Raw genomic sequence first — 19,276 nt, forward strand, 5'->3', positions numbered from 1 at the left:
TGAAGGGATAACGTCCCTTCTGGTTTCACATGAATATCTGACACGATTTCTCCAAGCCTATTGTGCTTTGACTAGGCATTAGACATTTGAATGTTGATCTAGCCACTGTTGTAGTTCACTCGATCTAAGCGCACCGCTTATTCTAGCAATTTCATTGGTTTTATTCATCAACACTAGGGTTGGAATACTGCGCACATGAAAAGCGCTACTTAGACGAGGAGATTCTTCAGTATTAATTTTGGCAAAAATCACACGAGGGTTCTGTTTTGCCACGGCTGCGAAATGAGGAGCCATCATTTTACACGGTCCACACCAGTCTGCCCATAAATCAATCAAAATAGGTAAATCACTGTGCGTGATAAACTGACTAAAATTTTGTTCATTCAAATCAATAGGAGCTAAGGGAATCAAAGGTTGATGGCACTGACCACAGCTAGGCTGCGCTTCTATTTTTTCTTCAGGGACACGATTTTTCGCTAAACAAGAGGGGCATACAATAATCATGAGCTGACTCCAATGTGTTGGTGTAAGAATTCTAATTGGGTCGAAATGGCTTTTTCAAACCATGGATGATGATAAATATCGAAATGTTTCATCTCCCATTCATAATATTGTACGAATGGTGCGATATTGGTGGCTGCTTCACGACTGGAAGCGATTGGAAATAAACTGTCTTCTTTGGCCGCAATAAATAACACTGGAATGTTGATTTTACGGACTTCCTGAATAGGACGATAACGAATCAACTTAAAAAAGACGCGCGCTGGAATTTCGCCACTCCAGAAGTAGTCAGGATGAACAATCGACAAATAACCTGAATAACTATCTTCTGTCGGCATAAAGCTGAGATCAGCTGGACTCACGACAGGCAAGGTTTTAGCACTCATCCCTACTTTTCCGCCCATATAATCCTGACTGGAAATTTTTAGTGCTTTGGATAGTTGAGGAATAGGATAAAGCTTAGTAAGTTCACTGCCATCAACCATTGGGACTTGCACCATCACCGCTTGAATATTTTTCAGCTCGCTGGCCAAACTGAGTACATAACCACCACTGAGTGCCGTTCCCCACAAAATAATCCGTCGTGAATCAATCGACTTTCGTTCTTGGAGATGTGCAATCATCGTTCGCCAATCTTCTAACTGTGAACCAATAGAGACCAACTCCCGTGGTCGACCCGTACTGCCGCCCCAATAGCGATAATCAAATAACACCACCGCATAGCCCGCTTGTGCAAATTGTTTTGCATATTGCACTAATTTAAACTGACGTAAGCCCGCCAAGCCATGTGCCATCAATATAACAGCAGGTTTCTGTTCCGTTTTGGGCCGATAAAAATCTGCCGCAAGTACTTCCTGACCACTTTTGACATATAAAGGCTCGACCGTGTAAGCGTGCATACGCGCTCCAGTACGTTATTTTATGGTTGTAATCATTTATAAAAATTTCAACAGATTCAACTGTCGAATCTGCTTAATGCTATCATAAAGCATATATTGTTTAATTGGATGATGGAGTGACACAATGAGCGAAAATGTAGGCTTCGCAGGTCAAATCGGCCCTGAACATGTAGAACAAGTTGTCGAGAAAGGATTCAAATCTATTATCAACAACCGTCCAGACATGGAAGGTGGACCAGAGCAACCGACCAGTGCTCAAATTGAAGAAGCTGCGCGCGTTGCAGGACTCGACTATGTCTATCAACCTGTGGTTGCTGGTCAAATTACCGAGCTTGATGTACGTACTTTTGCCAATCATTTTAATGAACTTCCAAAACCTGTTTTAATGTTTTGTCGTACAGGCAATCGTTCTAATAACTTGTACCAACTGGCAAAGCAAATGGATTTGCTGGATGATTAAACAACTTACTTCAGCTTGTCTCTTATGCGGTTGTCTCTTAAGTCATTCATCTGTATTTGCACAAAAAAATCTCCCTGCAAGAGTGCTGAGTGAAGATTTGACTGTATCGGGTCAACTCAATGAAAAGTCATTTCAATTACTTTTAAAACAAGGGTTTAAATCTGTAATTGTAAATCGACCAGATCAAGAGGTGGGAAATAATATTGCGGTCAGTCAATTGCGCAATATTGCTGAACAGTCACAGGTGAGCGTCATTTACCAACCCATTGAAAACGGTAAAATTACGCAAACAGATATTCTCGAATTTGCCAAGTACTATAACGAACTTCCAAAACCGATTTTGATGATTTGCAAGAGTGGACATCGCTCAAGCGAGTTATTTAATGAAGCACGTAAACAAGGTTTGTTGCATGAATAAATTATTGATCGTTGTCCTCTGTACTTTAATCCTACCAGCTTGTAGTTCTATGAATGTACGTCCTACGGTTGGGGTGAGTGTTGGAACATCCATTTAAGTACTCCCTAAAAATAAAAAAACAGCGCCGAAGCGCTGTTTTTTATATTAATTGAGTGTTATTGTTCTAGTTGTTATCTTATTTGGAGTAGTGATCGTAATTTTGACGTCATCACCTACTACACATTTTTGTAATCGTGCCTCATATTTAACCCCTTCATTTGAATCTAGTGGAAAAGTTGAAGGTGTTAACATTGCAACAACGCTTGGTACTTTCACCTCGCCTGACAAGATATCTGCTTCACAATCCAAATTATTATCAGTATTGTCTTTCACTGTAACAGCTACTGTTGTTCCTGATGGCATTGGTACCGTTTTAGCGCTATTTCCATAAACTTGGAAGGTAAAAATATTAGATGTAATATCAGTCATAATAGTATTCACACCTGATACACCATAAAAAGTAGGTGTATCACTGGCAAATGCAAAAATAAGTTGTTGACGAATTACAGCATCTAAATTTGTGTCGCATGTTCCAACAACATTCGGCTGTGTCATTGAAGACGCCCCACAAGTTCCCGTTTCACCACGCTTATAGATGAATTCACCTAAGTTTGCATTATATGTATTGTCTTCATTATCATCACGGAAAAAATCACCAATGTTCGTGCTATTTCCAAATTTATCTTCTAGCTTATCAACGGCAGTGTTATAGACGTTGTCCCCATCAACATCAATAAATGATTTATCGCCCTCAACATAAGCTAAAACGGTTACGCGATTGTCCACAGGACGAGGATTCTGTGTTGCTAATGTCACTGAACATGCACCTGCTTTTGATGCACAATTAGGCGTAATACTTCCACCTTCTGCAAGGAAACTGATCACTGTACCATCTGGGACAGGGTTACCCACACGATCAACCATACGAGCGGTGACTATCGCAGTATCACCATCTGTATCATTTTGCAGTGAATTCTTAGAGACAGATATACTTAAGCCATTTTGTGTTACACGTCCAGTTGAGATAGCAACATTTTTAGATAAAGCATAAACATTAGGATTGGAAGCTAATGTCCCCTTTATTTCAACAGGACCTGGTTTATTACCAGGGTACAGATTAACTACAATTTTACCACTTGAATCACTTTTTAATGTTTTCGCTGTTTTGTTGCCAAACGTAACAAAGCTCAGCCCTTCTGGACCGCGTACCAATTCAATATTGACATCTTTATTCGAGGCAGGTACACCATTTGCATATACTGTAAACTCAATTTGACCGCTTGATGCTGAACCACTACTTTGAATACCCAAATTAACAGCATCTGATGTATAAACTAGGGAATTAGCTTCAATTGCGGCAATATTTACGCTGATTGTTTTAGAGATAGCACCATTACTTCCACTTACTGTAATCGTTTGTGTACCTTCACAAAGTTTACCATTAGCATCAATCGCTTTATAAGTTGAAGTTACATCACCCTGATTTGAGGAAACTACAGAAGAATTATCAAAGGTACCACAGCTAGTTGTGAAGTTCACCGTCACATTATTTTGATTTTCACCAGTGCTCGCATCTTGAGTTTTCAAGTTAATATTTGTCGATGCGCCTGACTCTAGTATAGCATTCGTAGCAGAAAGGTTTGCAAAAAGAATATTCGCAGCTTGAAGCGTAAAGTAATAAGGATTTGATGTGGCTGTTTTTCCATCATATTCGGCTGTTGCCGAAAGTTGATAACTTCCAGTGTCTGTAATATTAGCTGGTTTAATTGCAATGCTAGCAATACCCTCAGCATTTGTTAATACAGCACCATTAGAGGTACTAAACTCTACACCGCCACCCGTAAATTTGACTAAAGCACCGCTAATACCCTTGCCAGATGAATCTGTTACTTTAACAGATGCTGTAGCCCCAGCAATAGTTACAGCTGCTGTAGCTTTATTGTTAACATCATAAAGCGAAATATTTCCAATGTTTACTGCAGAAGTTGAGGTGCCTCCACCAGTTGAGTTCCCCCCTGAATTATTATTTCCAAAATACCCATCACTTCCCCCTCCACCACAACTTGCTAGCAAAACACATAGTGTAATAGTCGATAGTTTTAACCCAATCTGTTTATTATTCATCAAAATTCCCCGAACATTATTTTGTTCAAAAGTCGTCATTAAAATTGTTAATTTGCAGTATGAAACCATAGAAGTAGCTTTATGTAAACAAAGCCAAATCAAATGTTTTACTATGTTAATCTGAAGAGCAATTATTTAAATAATATACACTATGTACGACATCATTATTATTGGTGCGGGAACAGCTGGACAAGCTGCTTATAAAGAAGCAATCAAACACACATCAAATATTTTAATTGTGAATTATGGTTCTTGGGATACTACCTGCGCACGCGTTGGTTGTATGCCTAGTAAAGTACTAATCTCTGTAGCAAATCAACTGCATGATGCACAAGCATTAAATAAAGTTGGTGTAACAACTCATCTAAACCTTGATTCTAAAAAAATCATGTTGCATATACAAGAATTAAGAAATCAATTTACACAAGCCGCGTTAAAAGATGTCGCTCGTTGGAATTCAGCCCATAAAATATCAGGCCAAGCTCACTTTGTTGATGCCTCCACGATTGAAGTTAATCAAAAGTACTATCAAGCACGAAGCTTTATTCTGGCCGTAGGATCAACGCCAAGTTTTGACCCACAGTGGAAGCAAGAATTAGGTCAAAAACTAATTACCTCGGATGAGGTATTTGAATTGGAACAATTACCTCAATCTATCGCAGTCATTGGCAGTGGTGTCATTGCACTTGAACTCGCACAAGCATTACAGCGCTTAGGCGTTAAAACCACGATCTTTGCACGTAGTCGAAAAGTCGGAACATTAACCAGTCCAATATTACAAAAAATGGCGCAAGAACTTTTAAGTCAAGAAATTGAAATCAAATTCGAAGTTTTACCCAATCAAGTTCAAAATTCAAAAGATGGCGTACAGATTATCTATCAAGAAGATGGACAAGAACACCATCTAGTCACAGATTATTTATTGGTCGCCACAGGGCGTCGTACCTTACTAGACACTTTAAAGTTAGAAAATATAAATACTCAATTTGCAGATCTCAAAAACTTACCTGTTCATCCAGAGACTAAACAACTCGCTCAATATCCTATTTTCATCGCGGGTGATGCCCATAGCGATACACCTATTCAACATGAAGCAGCGCATGAAGGTCGAAGCGCGGTTCTAAATTGCTTAAATTTAGAAAAAATTAATAAAATTAAAAATTTAATACCACTGGGAATTGTATTCTGTGAACCAGAAATGGCTATTGTTGGGCAAAGTTTTAAGCAACTTGAAAGCGGTAAAATTCCTTTTGTGACAGGTTATGTTTCTTATGCCCGACAAGGGCGAGCACAAGTATTAGGGAAAAATTATGGTGCACTCGAGATCTATGTTCATACAGAGAGTCGTAGAATTTTAGGTGCAGAATTACTGATGACGTCAGCCGAACATTTAGCACATTTACTATGTTGGATGATTTCTGAAGACTGCACACTTGATCAGCTACTTGAAAAACCATTTTATCACCCAACCTTAGAAGAAGGATTACGCACTGCCCTTAAACATGCTCGGCGCCAATTAAATACTATTGAATAGTATCTTGTTTCAATCAGACTGCGACTCTCTGAATACGGGCAATCAGATGAACAATTCCAACGTTGTTCAGTCATGAAAAGCAGCTAATTGTTGTTTTACTGAAGCATGGATAATCTTCTGACGAAGAAACTCTTGTTGCTCACTGTTAACTTGTTATGATTAAATTAAATCATTCACGAAATCTGTCGGAAATTTTGGAAAAGGTTACATCTTTAAATATTCAATCTGCTGTTCCAAATGTGCAACCAGCGCTAAAGGTAATTCTTACAATATTTGCTGTTTTTTCAATAATTCAACGTGCGCAACTTCTTGTAAATCATGTTTAAAACTCTGATATACACCACCAACCTTAATAACAGAATTAAATGTTATTGATCATGTAAAAATTGTGGTATAGCCATTATGCTCTAAATAAGATTCCACTTTTCTTATGATTGCATCTAGCCCATTGGTATTAATAACTAATGTAATAATCTCTTCATGAATAAATCTAATAAATAAGCGTTAAATCTCAGCTAACCCGAATCTCGGATAAGCCATTGCCTTGAAAAAAGAAGGACTAGAGCCATCAGTTGAGTTACCACACCAAACTCACAGCCCTAGTCCTTATGCTTGATAGTACCCAATTATTCTGTGTCATTGATGATTTTTTTAAGAAATTTGAATCAATCTACTGGAAATTTCTTAAACAAAACCATTTCCGTCTAAGAATCCGAAGTGCACAACTGCATATTTCTGAAATTGCATTCATCACCATTTGGTATAAATGCTCTCATTTCAATAACTTCAAAGCATTCTTTGCAACCTTAAAACACAATCATCGTCATCTGTTTAAACGTCATCCATGTTATCAGCGAATGGTTCATCTTATCCAATCACATCAACTCGCATTACATGCCCTGCATTATGCTCTGATGAAAAATCAGCAAAGTGCTTATCTATGGATTGATTCAACCTCACTACCTGTGTGTAAAAATCAGCGTATTCAGCACCATAAATCTTTATCAGCTATTGCTATGCGTGGCAAAAGCTCAATGGGATGGTTTTTTGGCTGTAAATTACATTTAATCATGAATCAGTCTCGTGAAATTATCGGAACGGCTTTGTCCAATGGACACATAGCAGATATCAAAATGGTTGAGCAGTTAGTCGAAGGACTAGCAGCAAAACTTTATGCTGATCGTGGCTATATTAGTCAAGAGCTGAAAAGCAAGCTTAAAGATCAAGATATTGATTTAATTACCTATCATCGTAAAAACGTGCAGTTAATTCATTTATCGAAAGAAGATGAATATCACTTAAAACAACGCAATAAAATAGAGACATTATTTAGTTTACTGAAAGGGACATATAATTTAGTCACGAGCAAAGCTCGAAGTGTTGCCAGCTATTTGGCAAGCATTTATGCCTCTTTATGTGCATATCAACTCTGCCATCAGAACAAGCCAATGATTCGGCTTATGGAAGCATCTGATTAAACAGGATTCGGGTTCAGCTAAGGTCTGCAACAGGACTCGTTTATATTAAAAATGACATGTACTACTACCCACTTTACACTGGTAATCGAACAAAATGCAGCCCACTGTAACAACCACCCTAACATCAGCTATAACCCAAATAAAGTTTGCTCTAAGTGAATCACCTGACTCGCCTACACTGCTTAAAATCAGGACTCCCGTACTCACAAATCCGATCGTCGCTAAACTAAAGTAGTTGCTATAGATGATTGCACAACAACGGTGATGGTTATACCTGAAATGATTACTTTTAAAGGAGGAATTAGTGAACCAAACCAAGTCTCAAAGCTTCCCCTAGAAGAGCCTTAAGGCTATTAGTCATTAGGCTCATTCCTAAAGAAATCCCCCCAAACCCTCTGCCCATTACGATGGTTTATCAGGATCTGTGTGGAAATAAAGTATTATTTTCCAGATAGAGAAACACCCCCTGATCTGATGACCAGGGGGTGTTTGAATTAATGAGCTGGCGATGACTTACTCTCACATGGGTAACCCCACACTACCATCAGCGCTAAGAGGTTTCACTTCTGAGTTCGGGAAGGGATCAGGTGGTTCACTCTTGCTATTGTCGCCAGCACAACTGTTTATGACTATTGGTTATGGTCTTATTTACACATTGTGTATGCCTAACTTTCGTCAAATGAGTTATTAACAGAACATCTGAGTTAATTTAATTTGCACATTGTACTTAGCTTTATAACTAAATCAAGTTGATTGTGCTGATTTGAACCACAACACCAACTGTTTGGGTGTTGTATAGTCAAGCCTCACGAGCAATTAGTATTGGTCAGCTTCACATATCACTATGCTTCCACATCCAACCTATCAACGTCGTAGTCTTCAACGGCTCTTTAGAGGACATAAAGTCCTAGGGAAATCTTATCTTGAGGTAGGCTTCCCGCTTAGATGCTTTCAGCGGTTATCCCTTCCGAACATAGCTACCCGGCGATGCGACTGGCGTCACAACCGGTACACCAGAGGTTCGTCCACTCTGGTCCTCTCGTACTAGGAGCAGATCCTCTCAAATTTCCAGCGCCCACGGTAGATAGGGACCGAACTGTCTCACGACGTTCTAAACCCAGCTCGCGTACCTCTTTAAATGGCGAACAGCCATACCCTTGGGACCTGCTTCAGCCCCAGGATGAGATGAGCCGACATCGAGGTGCCAAACACCGCCGTCGATATGAACTCTTGGGCGGTATCAGCCTGTTATCCCCAGAGTACCTTTTATCCGTTGAGCGATGGCCCTTCCATACAGAACCACCGGATCACTAAGACCTACTTTCGTACCTGCTCGACTTGTGGGTCTCGCAGTTAAGCGCGCTTTTGCCTTTATACTCTACGCGTGATTTCCGACCACGCTGAGCGCACCTTCGTACTCCTCCGTTACTCTTTAGGAGGAGACCGCCCCAGTCAAACTACCCACCAGACATGGTCCTCGTCCCGGATAACGGGACAGAGTTAGAACCTCAATATTACCAGGGTGGTATTTCAAGGACGGCTCCATTGGAACTAGCGTTCCAACTTCAAAGCCTCCCACCTATCCTACACAAGTAAGATCAAAGTTCAATGTCAAGCTGCAGTAAAGGTTCACGGGGTCTTTCCGTCTAGCCGCGGGTACACCGCATCTTCACGGCGAATTCGATTTCACTGAGTCTCTGCTGGAGACAGCGCCCCCATCATTATGCCATTCGTGCAGGTCGGAACTTACCCGACAAGGAATTTCGCTACCTTAGGACCGTTATAGTTACGGCCGCCGTTTACTGGGGCTTCGATCAAGAGCTTCGCTTACGCTAACCCCATCAATTAACCTTCCAGCACCGGGCAGGCATCACACCCTATACGTCCACTTTCGTGTTTGCAGAGTGCTATGTTTTTAATAAACAGTTGCAGGGGCCTGGTTTCTGTGGCTGCCAATAGCTCAGGGAGTAAATCCCATCACCGTCAACAGCGTACCTTCTCCCGAAGTTACGGTACCATTTTGCCTAGTTCCTTCAGCAGAGTTCTCTCAAGCGCTTTGGTCTACTCGACCTGACCACCTGTGTCGGTTTCGGGTACGATTCCTGTGTAACTGAAGCTTAGAGACTTTTCCTGGAAGCATGGTATCAGCCACTTCACTGTACAAGTACAGCTTGATATCAGTTCTCAGCATAGAGTACCCCGGATTTGCCTAAGATACATGCCTACAACCTTTCACCTGGACAACCAACGCCAGGCTGACTTAACCTTCTCCGTCCTCTCATCGCATTACACAGAAGTATTGGAATATTAACCAATTTCCCATCGACTACGCCTCTCGGCCTCGCCTTAGGGGTCGACTCACCCAGCCCCGATTAACGTTGGACTGGAACCCTTGGTCTTTCAGCGAACGGGTTTTTCACCCGTTTTGTCGTTACTCACGTCAGCATTCGCACTTCTGATACCTCCAGCATACTTCTCAATACACCTTCATCGGCTTACAGAACGCTCCCCTACCACTTGCAATAAATTGCAAATCCGCAGCTTCGGCATATAGTTTTAGCCCCGTTACATCTTCCGCGCAGGCCGACTCGACTAGTGAGCTATTACGCTTTCTTTAAAGGGTGGCTGCTTCTAAGCCAACCTCCTAGCTGTCTATGCCTTCCCACATCGTTTCCCACTTAACTATAATTTTGGGGCCTTAGCTGGCGGTCTGGATTGTTTTCCTCTTGACTACGGACGTTAGCACCCGCAGTCTGTCTCCCGGATAGTACTCATTGGTATTCGGAGTTTGCATCGGTTTGGTAAGTCGGGATGACCCCCTAGCCGAAACAGTGCTCTACCCCCAATGGTATTCGTCCGAGGCGCTACCTAAATAGCTTTCGGGGAGAACCAGCTATCACCAGGCTTGATTAGCCTTTCACCCCTATCCACAAGTCATCCCCTGGCTTTTCAACGACAGTGGGTTCGGTCCTCCAGTTAGTGTTACCCAACCTTCAACCTGCTCATGGATAGATCGCCTGGTTTCGGGTCTACACCCAGCAACTAAACGCCCTATTAAGACTCGATTTCTCTACGGCTCCCCTATGCGGTTAACCTTGCTACTGAATGTAAGTCGCTGACCCATTATACAAAAGGTACGCAGTCACCGAACTAGTCGGCTCCCACTGCTTGTATGCATGCGGTTTCAGGATCTATTTCACTCCCCTCACAGGGGTTCTTTTCGCCTTTCCCTCACGGTACTGGTTCACTATCGGTCAGTCAGGAGTATTTAGCCTTGGAGGATGGTCCCCCCATATTCAGACAAGGTTTCACGTGCCTCGCCCTACTCGACATCATCATATAAGCCCTTTCGTGTACAGGACTATCACCCACTATGGTTGCACTTCCCAGAGCATTCCACTAGAACTTATATGACTTAATGGGCTTTTCCCCGTTCGCTCGCCGCTACTGAGGGAATCTCAATTGATTTCTTTTCCTAAGGGTACTGAGATGTTTCACTTCCCCTCGTTCGCCTTGCAACACTATGTATTCATGTTGCAATACCTACCTTATAGTAGGTGGGTTTCCCCATTCAGAAATCTCCGGATCACAGGATATTTGCCGCCTCCCCGGAGCTTATCGCAGGCTATTACGTCTTTCATCGCCTCTGACTGCCAAGGCATCCACCACATGCACTTAATTACTTGACTATACAACCCCAAACAGTCGATCGTTCCTACAAGTGAGAACGTTCAACATTACAGTTTGAAGTACTGTGCGCTTAAGCACCGTACAGCTTCAATTCAAATTCACATACCAAAACGCTTGATTCAGTTAATTTCGCTAGTAACTCATCTAATCACTTCATAGTTGCCTATGTCGCTTTCAACGAGTATGAACAAATTATTTCAACTCAAATATATTCTGTTAATGATTTTTCCAGCCTTCGTCAGGTCAGGAAACTGTGATAAATCACAGAAGTTAATAAACCAAGATTTTTCAATCTCTATTTACTAATTTCTATAATCTAACAACTTCACTCAATGTGATGGTGGAGACTAGGAGAGTCGAACTCCTGACCTCCTGCGTGCAAAGCAGGCGCTCTACCAACTAAGCTAAGTCCCCAGCTTATCAATAAGTCAATGTCTCTGTTTTTCTGTATTCAGCATTTATTCAAATGCTTCGTTAGTCAGATTTGGTGGGTCTGACAAGACTTGAACTTGTGACCCCACGCTTATCAAGCGTGTGCTCTAACCAACTGAGCTACAGACCCTCAGATACATCGTCATGAAGAACAACTTGTTGTGGATTCTTACCAATCGTCAATCTTTCGTTAAGGAGGTGATCCAGCCGCAGGTTCCCCTACGGCTACCTTGTTACGACTTCACCCCAGTCATCGGCCACACCGTGGTAACCGCCCTCTTTACAGTTAGGCTAGCTACTTCTGGTGCAACAAACTCCCATGGTGTGACGGGCGGTGTGTACAAGGCCCGGGAACGTATTCACCGCGGCATTCTGATCCGCGATTACTAGCGATTCCGACTTCATGGAGTCGAGTTGCAGACTCCAATCCGGACTACGATCGGCTTTTTGAGATTAGCATCCTATCGCTAGGTAGCAACCCTTTGTACCGACCATTGTAGCACGTGTGTAGCCCTGGTCGTAAGGGCCATGATGACTTGACGTCGTCCCCGCCTTCCTCCAGTTTGTCACTGGCAGTATCCTTAAAGTTCCCACCCGAAGTGCTGGCAAATAAGGAAAAGGGTTGCGCTCGTTGCGGGACTTAACCCAACATCTCACGACACGAGCTGACGACAGCCATGCAGCACCTGTATGTAAGCTCCCGAAGGCACCAATCCATCTCTGGAAAGTTCTTACTATGTCAAGACCAGGTAAGGTTCTTCGCGTTGCATCGAATTAAACCACATGCTCCACCGCTTGTGCGGGCCCCCGTCAATTCATTTGAGTTTTAGTCTTGCGACCGTACTCCCCAGGCGGTCTACTTATCGCGTTAGCTGCGCCACTAAAGCCTCAAAGGCCCCAACGGCTAGTAGACATCGTTTACGGCATGGACTACCAGGGTATCTAATCCTGTTTGCTCCCCATGCTTTCGTACCTCAGCGTCAGTATTAGGCCAGATGGCTGCCTTCGCCATCGGTATTCCTCCAGATCTCTACGCATTTCACCGCTACACCTGGAATTCTACCATCCTCTCCCATACTCTAGCTGACCAGTATCGAATGCAATTCCTAAGTTAAGCTCAGGGATTTCACATCCGACTTAATCAGCCGCCTACGCACGCTTTACGCCCAGTAAATCCGATTAACGCTCGCACCCTCTGTATTACCGCGGCTGCTGGCACAGAGTTAGCCGGTGCTTATTCTGCGAGTAACGTCCACTATCCAAGAGTATTAGTCTCGGTAGCCTCCTCCTCGCTTAAAGTGCTTTACAACCAAAAGGCCTTCTTCACACACGCGGCATGGCTGGATCAGGGTTCCCCCCATTGTCCAATATTCCCCACTGCTGCCTCCCGTAGGAGTCTGGGCCGTGTCTCAGTCCCAGTGTGGCGGATCATCCTCTCAGACCCGCTACAGATCGTCGCCTTGGTAGGCCTTTACCCCACCAACTAGCTAATCCGACTTAGGCTCATCTATTAGCGCAAGGTCCGAAGATCCCCTGCTTTCCCCCGTAGGGCGTATGCGGTATTAGCATTCCTTTCGGAATGTTGTCCCCCACTAATAGGCAGATTCCTAAGCATTACTCACCCGTCCGCCGCTAGGTCAGTTACCGAAGCAACCTCCCCCGCTCGACTTGCATGTGTTAAGCCTGCCGCCAGCGTTCAATCTGAGCCATGATCAAACTCTTCAGTTTAATACTTGCTAGCACCTTAAAGGGTGCCAATCTTGGCTCATCAATTTTCTGACATCAATTTCTCAAATAAACTTCGAGTAATTTCTACCATCAATCAATGAAAATAATTTCGATCGATCAATCAGTAAAAATCCACACAAGTTGTTCTTCATAATCTCTTAATGATCTTCTCGATGATTCGTCACCATCAAGCTAGGTCGGCTATGTTACTCTCTTCTAAGAAGAAGTCAACAGGTTTTGTTAATTATTTTTCAAACTCATTCAAGACTTCCAGATTCTACCGCTTGGGCTAAATCCTTGTTTCTCAACAAGTTTTAATCAACATCACCGCCGATGGATGTGCATTCTACAGCATTCCTCACCCAACACAACCCCCTTTTTTGAATTAATTTATCAAGCGTTCTTTTTTTAGTCAAAAATCGTGATTTCTAGCAACTCTATCCTCAATACAGGAACTATTTTTATTGATTACTTTTCGTTACAATAGCTAACTTATTTCACTTATTAATTAAATTACTTGAAATGGTTAACACTAAAACAAGGGTTTTTGTATTTATTTTCATCACTACATTGATGTCAAAGCCCGTATATGCCGTTTCTACACATAATATGTTTATTATCACACTCTCTATTTTAAGTTATGCAAAATGGAATACCCCCACTCCAGCTTTATGCGTGATTGATAATCCAAACTATGCTCTGCAATTTAATCAAGCGATTCGCTTGCAGGGTTATCATTACAAAATTTCATCCATTCGCTTAAATGAATTAGATAAGTCTTCATGTAATGCCATTTTTTTATCGACTTTTTCACCTCAAGAAGAACAAAAAATTATTCATAGCCAAAGACAGGATCCACCCCTTTCTTTTAGTTCAACTAACCAAACCTGTGAAATTGGAAGCGCTTTCTGCCTTTATACACGGAATAACAACACCTCATTTAAAGTAAACCTAGACAGCTTGAGTCAATCCAAAGTACGAGTTGATCCACGGGTGTTATTGCTTGCGAAAGTGACGGAGCAATAAGAATGGCTAAACTTTCGCGCACGGTATCCCTACAATCCCTATTTAAACGTTCGCAATTGGCGATGTTTGCGTTAACTTTTTCGATTTGTACGATTATTTTTGTTGTCGTTTCAACCTACACCATGAACACTTATGCAAAACAAAGTTTAAATATTCTTGCAGAAGCATTGAGTGAGCGCATACAACCCGCAATGGTATTTAATGATCGCATGACCATTCAGCAAATTTTAAATAACTACACCACAGAATACGCTATTCGCTCCATTCAAGTCCTTGACCCATCTAAACATGAAATTGCAAACAGTAAACAAGTCGTTAAATCCTTCCAAAACACTCAAAGTATTTTAGATCATTTATTTTTTCAGCAACCCATTCAGATCACGATTCGACATAATCAGCAATATTACGGCTCGATCGTGGTCTATGGCAGCTCGCAAAGCTTGTTAGATTTCTTCTTTAAAATTTTAATCGGCCTAGGTCTAGCTATTATTTTAATTTTGTTTGCTCTGCTTTGGTCCGTCCGCTCGACCTACCAATATTTAATGCATTCTATTCATCCACTGGTCTCTACTGCGCGTGAAATTAGTGAATTTAAAGCCTATCAACTGCGTCTGCCACATTCGAACATCAAAGAACTACAACAACTGAATGATGTGTTTAATGAATTACTAGATAAAATTCAAGCATCAACCCAAAAACTGCGTGCTGAAAATGATGTATTGGCTCATCAGGCATTGCATGACCAACTCACACAACTTCCGAATCGCCATTATTTCTATCAAACGCTCTTGGCGAGCTTTGAACAATCCCCAAAAACCACTTCTACATTATTTTTTATTGATAACAATAACTTTAAAGAAATTAATGATCAATATGGACATTTGGCAGGTGATGCAGTGTTACAAGAAATGGCCAAACGACTGCAAAACAGCTTAAGACAAGATGATTTTATTGCACGTCTGGGTGGAGATGAGTTTGCCATCCTCATTCGAAATATCTCCAAAACTGAGCACCTCACCCAAATTAGTAAAAATTTATTGAAATGCTGTGAACAACCACTTCATTTTGATCAGCATCAGATTTATTTCAGTTTCTCTATCGGGATTGCTTCAACCGAACAGGCACACAGCCCTGAAGATCTCATCACGGCCGCCGACAGCGCAATGTATAAAGCAAAAACATTGCAACAAGGCTGGTACTTCTCTCTGCGTTAGGAACTTTACAATGATAACTTTTTCTCGCCCCATTAAACTTGCACTTATCCTCCTGCTCAGTAGCGTTTTGAGTGCGTGTGCCAGTTGGGGACATTTAAACTATAAGCAAGCTCGAATGCTAAAAAAGGAAGGCTTTGTATTAACCGATGAAGGCTGGAGTTTACGCCTACCAGAACGCCTATTATTTGGTTTTGACAGCTATGAGATTAAAGCCGAGCAAACGGATGAACTGAACCGTCTTTCAACACAATTACAAAAATATAAGCTCAATAAAATTAAGATTGTTGGACATACTGATAATATTGGCGACAGTACTTACAATCAAATTTTGTCAGAAAAACGCGCTAACAGCGTATCCACCATTTTTCTTCAGACCGGCTTTCAACCCAACAATCTTCACAGCATTGGACGTGGCTCTTCACAACCTCTTGTAGAAAATACCTCGGATGAAAATCGTGCGACCAACCGTCGTGTGAATATTATTATTATCCCTTAAGACTTAAATCCCTCAACGATCATTCGAGTTATAAACTAAGCGATAATCCAATCAACGCTTAATCATATTTTAGGTTGTCTAGCAATTTGCGAAGGCAACCTTTTTTATTGATTGAATAAAACCAGAGGTAAAATAAGGAGAATTCCATTACCAATTGTGATGATAAGAATTTAACAAGGACTAATATGGTTTTATTAAATTTTAGGCATAAAAAAACCGCTTAACGCGGCATCTTTATCTCGACCATTTTAATAAATGGTCGGAGCAGTAGGATTCGAACCTACGACCCCCTGGTCCCAAACCAGGTGCACTACCAGGCTGTGCTATGCTCCGAAATTGGGGTGAATGACGGGATTCGAACCCGCGACAACTGGAATCACAATCCAGGGCTCTACCAACTGAGCTACATCCACCACTATAAAGTTCTAGAATATCAAGCTACCAAATGGCGCGCCTGACAGGATTCGAACCTGTGACCATCCGCTTAGAAGGCGGATGCTCTATCCAACTGAGCTACAGGCGCATGACCGATGATACTAATATCATATGATACTTTGCCTTGAAGAATTGGTCGGAGCAGTAGGATTCGAACCTACGACCCCCTGGTCCCAAACCAGGTGCACTACCAGGCTGTGCTATGCTCCGATTCATCTCAGCTTTTACCGTATCGCACATCGTGCGGTACGGTGTGCATTCTAGGCGCGACGCCCAAGAACGTCAACACCTATATTTAAAAAAAGTTAAAAAAACACATCAACCGTATAAATATCAAGCATTTCTGATATTTTTTATACAAATTTTAACGTTTTAAGCTCGCACTGAAACCCAACATACGATCTAAAGGTAATTTAGCACGTTCTGCCAAAGCAGGATCAACATGAATTTCCTGATCACCTTGCTGCAAGACCTGCAAAATTCCATCCAATTCATTCATCGCCATCCAAGGACAATGTGCGCAAGAACGACATGTCGCTCCCTCACCTGCCGTCGGTGCTTCGACTAAAATTTTATTGGGCACCGCTTGTTGCATCTTGTAGAAAATACCGCGATCTGTCGCCACGATTAAACGTTCATGTGGCAATGTCTGTGCAGCTTTAATCAGTTGCGAAGTACTGCCCACAGCATCTGCAATTTCAACCACCGATTCTGGCGATTCAGGGTGAACTAAAACTGCCGCATCTGGATAGAGTGCTTTCATATTGGCAATACCGCGTGCACGGAATTCTTCATGTACGATACATGCACCATCCCAAAGCAGCATTTCTGCACCTGTTTTCTTTTGGATATAACGCCCTAAGTGCTGATCAGGTGCCCAAATAATCTTTTCACCTAAACTATCTAAGTGCTCAATAATTTCTACGGCGCAGCTAGATGTAACGACCCAATCTGCACGTGCTTTTACAGCAGCAGAGGTATTGGCATAAACCACAACGGTATAATCAGGATGCTGATCACAGAATGCCGTGAACTCATCGACAGGACACCCTAAGTCGAGTGAGCAGGTTGCTTCTAGCGTCGGCATCAGTACGGTTTTTTCAGGTGAGAGAATTTTTGCTGTTTCTCCCATGAATTTCACACCTGCTACAACCAAAGTTGAAGCTGGGTGATCACGACCAAAGCGCGCCATTTCCAAGGAATCAGATACACAGCCACCAGTTAATTCTGCCAACTCTTGTACTTCAGGATCGCAGTAATAATGCGCAACAAGAACAGCATCTCGTTTTTTCAATTCTGCTCTGATTTGTTCAAATTTTTCCTGTTTGGCTTGCTCAGTCCAATGATTGTCTTTTGGCTCGCCTAAACGGTCTAAATGCGCCTGCACAATCGATTTTGCGTCATTGGCAATTAAATTGGTCGCATCATTCATAAAAACGTCTTCTCTATCCCAGCTGCTTGTTCACAAGCGGTGCATCCATAACACGGTCAATTTGGCATTGTGCTGAATTGACCAGTCATTCAAAACTTTATTTGGTAAAAAAGCCTCACAACGGAGGCTTTTCTTCACTCAAATGCCATTAAGAACGGTAATCCGCATTAATTTTGACATAGTCATAAGATAAATCACAGGTATAGACCGTGTCCTTCGCTTGACCGCGACCTAAGTCCACCCGAATCGTAATCTCTGCTTGTGCCATTACGCGTGCGCCTTCTGCTTCCGTATAATCCGCTGCAGCGCCACCATCCTTACAGATTTGTACATCATCTAACCAAACCTGAATTTTTTCAACCTCTAAATTTTTTACTCCAGCATAACCAATGGCCGCCAAAATACGTCCCCAGTTTGGATCTGAAGCAAAGAATGCGGTTTTTACTAACGGAGAGTGCGCAATACTGTAGGCGATATCACAACATTCTTGCGTATCTGCACCACCTTCAACGGCTACCGTCATAAACTTTGTTGCGCCCTCACCATCACGTATGATCAGTTGTGCTAAGCGTTTCATCACACGGATCAATATTTCAAGCACAGTTGCATAGCGAGTATCTTCAGTCGAAGAAATTTCAACACCACCTGCTTGACCGGTTGCGACAAAAATACAAGAGTCATTAGTCGACATATCCCCATCAATCGTGATGCGATTAAAGGATTGATTCACGGCAATCTGGAGTAACTGTTGAACCAATTCACGTGAAATCGGCGCATCCGTCGCAACATAGCCCAACATGGTTGCCATATTTGGACGAATCATGCCAGCGCCTTTGGAAATACCAGTCATGGTGTACACCACACCATCCAGTTCAAACTGCTCAGATGCCCCTTTAGGTGTGGTATCTGTGGTCATAATACCAAAAGCCGCATCTGTCCAAGCATCTTCCTGCAAACTGTCTAATGCTGGTTGTAACCCTGCAACCAAACGTGGCAAAGGCAATTGCTCACCAATCACGCCTGTAGAAAAAGGTAAAATCTGTTCTGGATTAACGCCTGCCAATTTTGCCAATTGCACACAGCTTTCTTGGGCATTTTGCATTCCCAAAGTGCCAGTACCAGCATTGGCATTGCCTGTATTAATAATTAAATACCGTGGGTTCTCCACCGCCAAATGTGCCTTAGACACATGTACAGGTGCGGCACAGAATGCATTTTGCGTAAAAACGCCTGCAACATTTGAACCTTCGGCAAATTCAAAAATGACCAGATCACGTCGGTTCTGATAGCGAATATATGCTTCAGCCGAACCGATTTTTACACCTTTAACCACATGCATCTGTGGCATAGTAACGTCACCCACTGCCATT

Annotated in this window: 12 protein-coding genes, 6 tRNA genes and 3 rRNA genes; 7 read left to right on the forward strand and 14 right to left on the reverse strand. The window is 42.2% G+C overall.

Annotation, left to right across the window (positions count from 1 at the left end):
- Window positions 1-78: 78 nt before the first annotated feature.
- Both trxC and E0H87_RS05240 read right to left on the reverse strand, forming a co-directional pair.
- Entirely contained in the window at window positions 79-504 is a 426-nt protein-coding gene (gene trxC / locus E0H87_RS05235; RefSeq protein WP_131322644.1) for a thioredoxin TrxC, read from the reverse strand.
- A complete protein-coding gene (locus tag E0H87_RS05240) occupies window positions 501-1,400 on the reverse strand; it encodes an alpha/beta hydrolase (protein ID WP_131322645.1) in 900 nt (299 codons plus the stop codon). Before E0H87_RS05240 ends, trxC begins: the two co-directional genes overlap by 4 nt.
- A gap of 124 nt (window positions 1,401-1,524) precedes the next feature.
- On the opposite strand from E0H87_RS05240, the gene E0H87_RS05245 reads away from it, so the two are divergent.
- Window positions 1,525-1,860: a TIGR01244 family sulfur transferase gene (locus E0H87_RS05245; protein ID WP_016166254.1), complete on the forward strand. Its 336-nt coding sequence runs from the start codon at window positions 1,525-1,527 to the stop codon at window positions 1,858-1,860.
- On the forward strand, window positions 1,853-2,278 hold the full coding sequence (locus E0H87_RS05250; protein WP_131322646.1) for a beta-lactamase hydrolase domain-containing protein: 426 nt from the start codon (window positions 1,853-1,855) through the stop codon (window positions 2,276-2,278). Before E0H87_RS05245 ends, E0H87_RS05250 begins: the two co-directional genes overlap by 8 nt.
- A 144-nt stretch (window positions 2,279-2,422) precedes the next feature.
- Here E0H87_RS05250 and E0H87_RS05255 read toward each other — a convergent pair whose 3' ends face one another.
- Window positions 2,423-4,441, reverse strand: a complete 2,019-nt coding sequence (locus tag E0H87_RS05255) for a hypothetical protein (protein ID WP_131322647.1) — start codon at window positions 4,439-4,441, stop codon at window positions 2,423-2,425.
- Window positions 4,442-4,592: 151 nt separating this feature from the next.
- Between E0H87_RS05255 and E0H87_RS05260 the strand changes: the two genes are divergently transcribed.
- Both E0H87_RS05260 and E0H87_RS05265 read left to right on the forward strand, forming a co-directional pair.
- Entirely contained in the window at window positions 4,593-5,975 is a 1,383-nt protein-coding gene (locus E0H87_RS05260; RefSeq protein WP_131322648.1) for a dihydrolipoyl dehydrogenase, read from the forward strand.
- 608 nt (window positions 5,976-6,583) lie between these two features.
- Window positions 6,584-7,453 (forward strand): IS982 family transposase, encoded by an 870-nt coding sequence (locus E0H87_RS05265; protein WP_131322941.1) that lies wholly within the window; start codon window positions 6,584-6,586, stop codon window positions 7,451-7,453.
- Window positions 7,454-7,953: 500 nt separating this feature from the next.
- On the opposite strand, the gene rrf is transcribed toward E0H87_RS05265, so the two are convergent.
- From rrf to E0H87_RS05295, 5 genes are all read right to left on the reverse strand, one after another.
- Window positions 7,954-8,068 (reverse strand): 5S ribosomal RNA (gene rrf / locus E0H87_RS05275).
- Window positions 8,069-8,248: 180 nt separating this feature from the next.
- A 23S ribosomal RNA gene (locus E0H87_RS05280) occupies window positions 8,249-11,142 on the reverse strand.
- Window positions 11,143-11,481: 339 nt separating this feature from the next.
- Window positions 11,482-11,557, reverse strand: a tRNA-Ala gene (locus E0H87_RS05285).
- A 71-nt stretch (window positions 11,558-11,628) separates the two neighbouring features.
- Window positions 11,629-11,705 (reverse strand) — tRNA-Ile (locus tag E0H87_RS05290).
- 61 nt (window positions 11,706-11,766) lie between these two features.
- Window positions 11,767-13,303 (reverse strand): 16S ribosomal RNA (locus tag E0H87_RS05295).
- The 16S, 23S and 5S rRNA genes sit together here with 2 tRNA genes alongside, the layout of an rRNA operon.
- Window positions 13,304-13,876: 573 nt before the next feature.
- Between E0H87_RS05295 and E0H87_RS05300 the strand changes: the two genes are divergently transcribed.
- Genes E0H87_RS05300 through E0H87_RS05310 form a run of 3 tightly spaced genes read left to right on the forward strand, consistent with a single transcriptional unit; the run spans window position 13,877 to window position 16,039 of the window.
- Window positions 13,877-14,329, forward strand: a complete 453-nt coding sequence (locus E0H87_RS05300; RefSeq protein WP_131322649.1) for a YfiR family protein — start codon at window positions 13,877-13,879, stop codon at window positions 14,327-14,329.
- Window positions 14,330-14,331: 2 nt separating this feature from the next.
- Window positions 14,332-15,543, forward strand: a complete 1,212-nt coding sequence (locus tag E0H87_RS05305; protein ID WP_131322650.1) for a sensor domain-containing diguanylate cyclase — start codon at window positions 14,332-14,334, stop codon at window positions 15,541-15,543.
- A gap of 10 nt (window positions 15,544-15,553) precedes the next feature.
- A complete protein-coding gene (locus E0H87_RS05310; protein ID WP_131322651.1) occupies window positions 15,554-16,039 on the forward strand; it encodes an OmpA family protein in 486 nt (161 codons plus the stop codon).
- A gap of 256 nt (window positions 16,040-16,295) precedes the next feature.
- Here E0H87_RS05310 and E0H87_RS05315 read toward each other — a convergent pair.
- The 6 genes from E0H87_RS05315 to argJ all read right to left on the reverse strand — a co-directional run bounded on the left by E0H87_RS05315 (window position 16,296) and on the right by argJ (window position 19,275).
- Window positions 16,296-16,372: transfer RNA gene (locus E0H87_RS05315), tRNA-Pro, on the reverse strand.
- Window positions 16,373-16,376: 4 nt separating this feature from the next.
- Window positions 16,377-16,452, reverse strand: a tRNA-His gene (locus tag E0H87_RS05320).
- A 33-nt stretch (window positions 16,453-16,485) separates the two neighbouring features.
- Window positions 16,486-16,562, reverse strand: a tRNA-Arg gene (locus E0H87_RS05325).
- A 45-nt stretch (window positions 16,563-16,607) separates the two neighbouring features.
- Window positions 16,608-16,684: transfer RNA gene (locus E0H87_RS05330), tRNA-Pro, on the reverse strand.
- A 154-nt stretch (window positions 16,685-16,838) separates the two neighbouring features.
- Complete coding sequence (gene nadA / locus E0H87_RS05335) at window positions 16,839-17,906, reverse strand: quinolinate synthase NadA (protein WP_131322652.1); 1,068 nt, start codon at window positions 17,904-17,906, stop codon at window positions 16,839-16,841.
- Between the two features lie 148 nt (window positions 17,907-18,054).
- A complete protein-coding gene (argJ, locus tag E0H87_RS05340) occupies window positions 18,055-19,275 on the reverse strand; it encodes a bifunctional glutamate N-acetyltransferase/amino-acid acetyltransferase ArgJ (protein WP_131322653.1) in 1,221 nt (406 codons plus the stop codon).
- Window position 19,276 lies beyond the last annotated feature (1 nt).

The organism is Acinetobacter sp. ANC 4178 (genome assembly GCF_004331175.1).
Taxonomy (GTDB): Bacteria; Pseudomonadota; Gammaproteobacteria; order Pseudomonadales; family Moraxellaceae; genus Acinetobacter.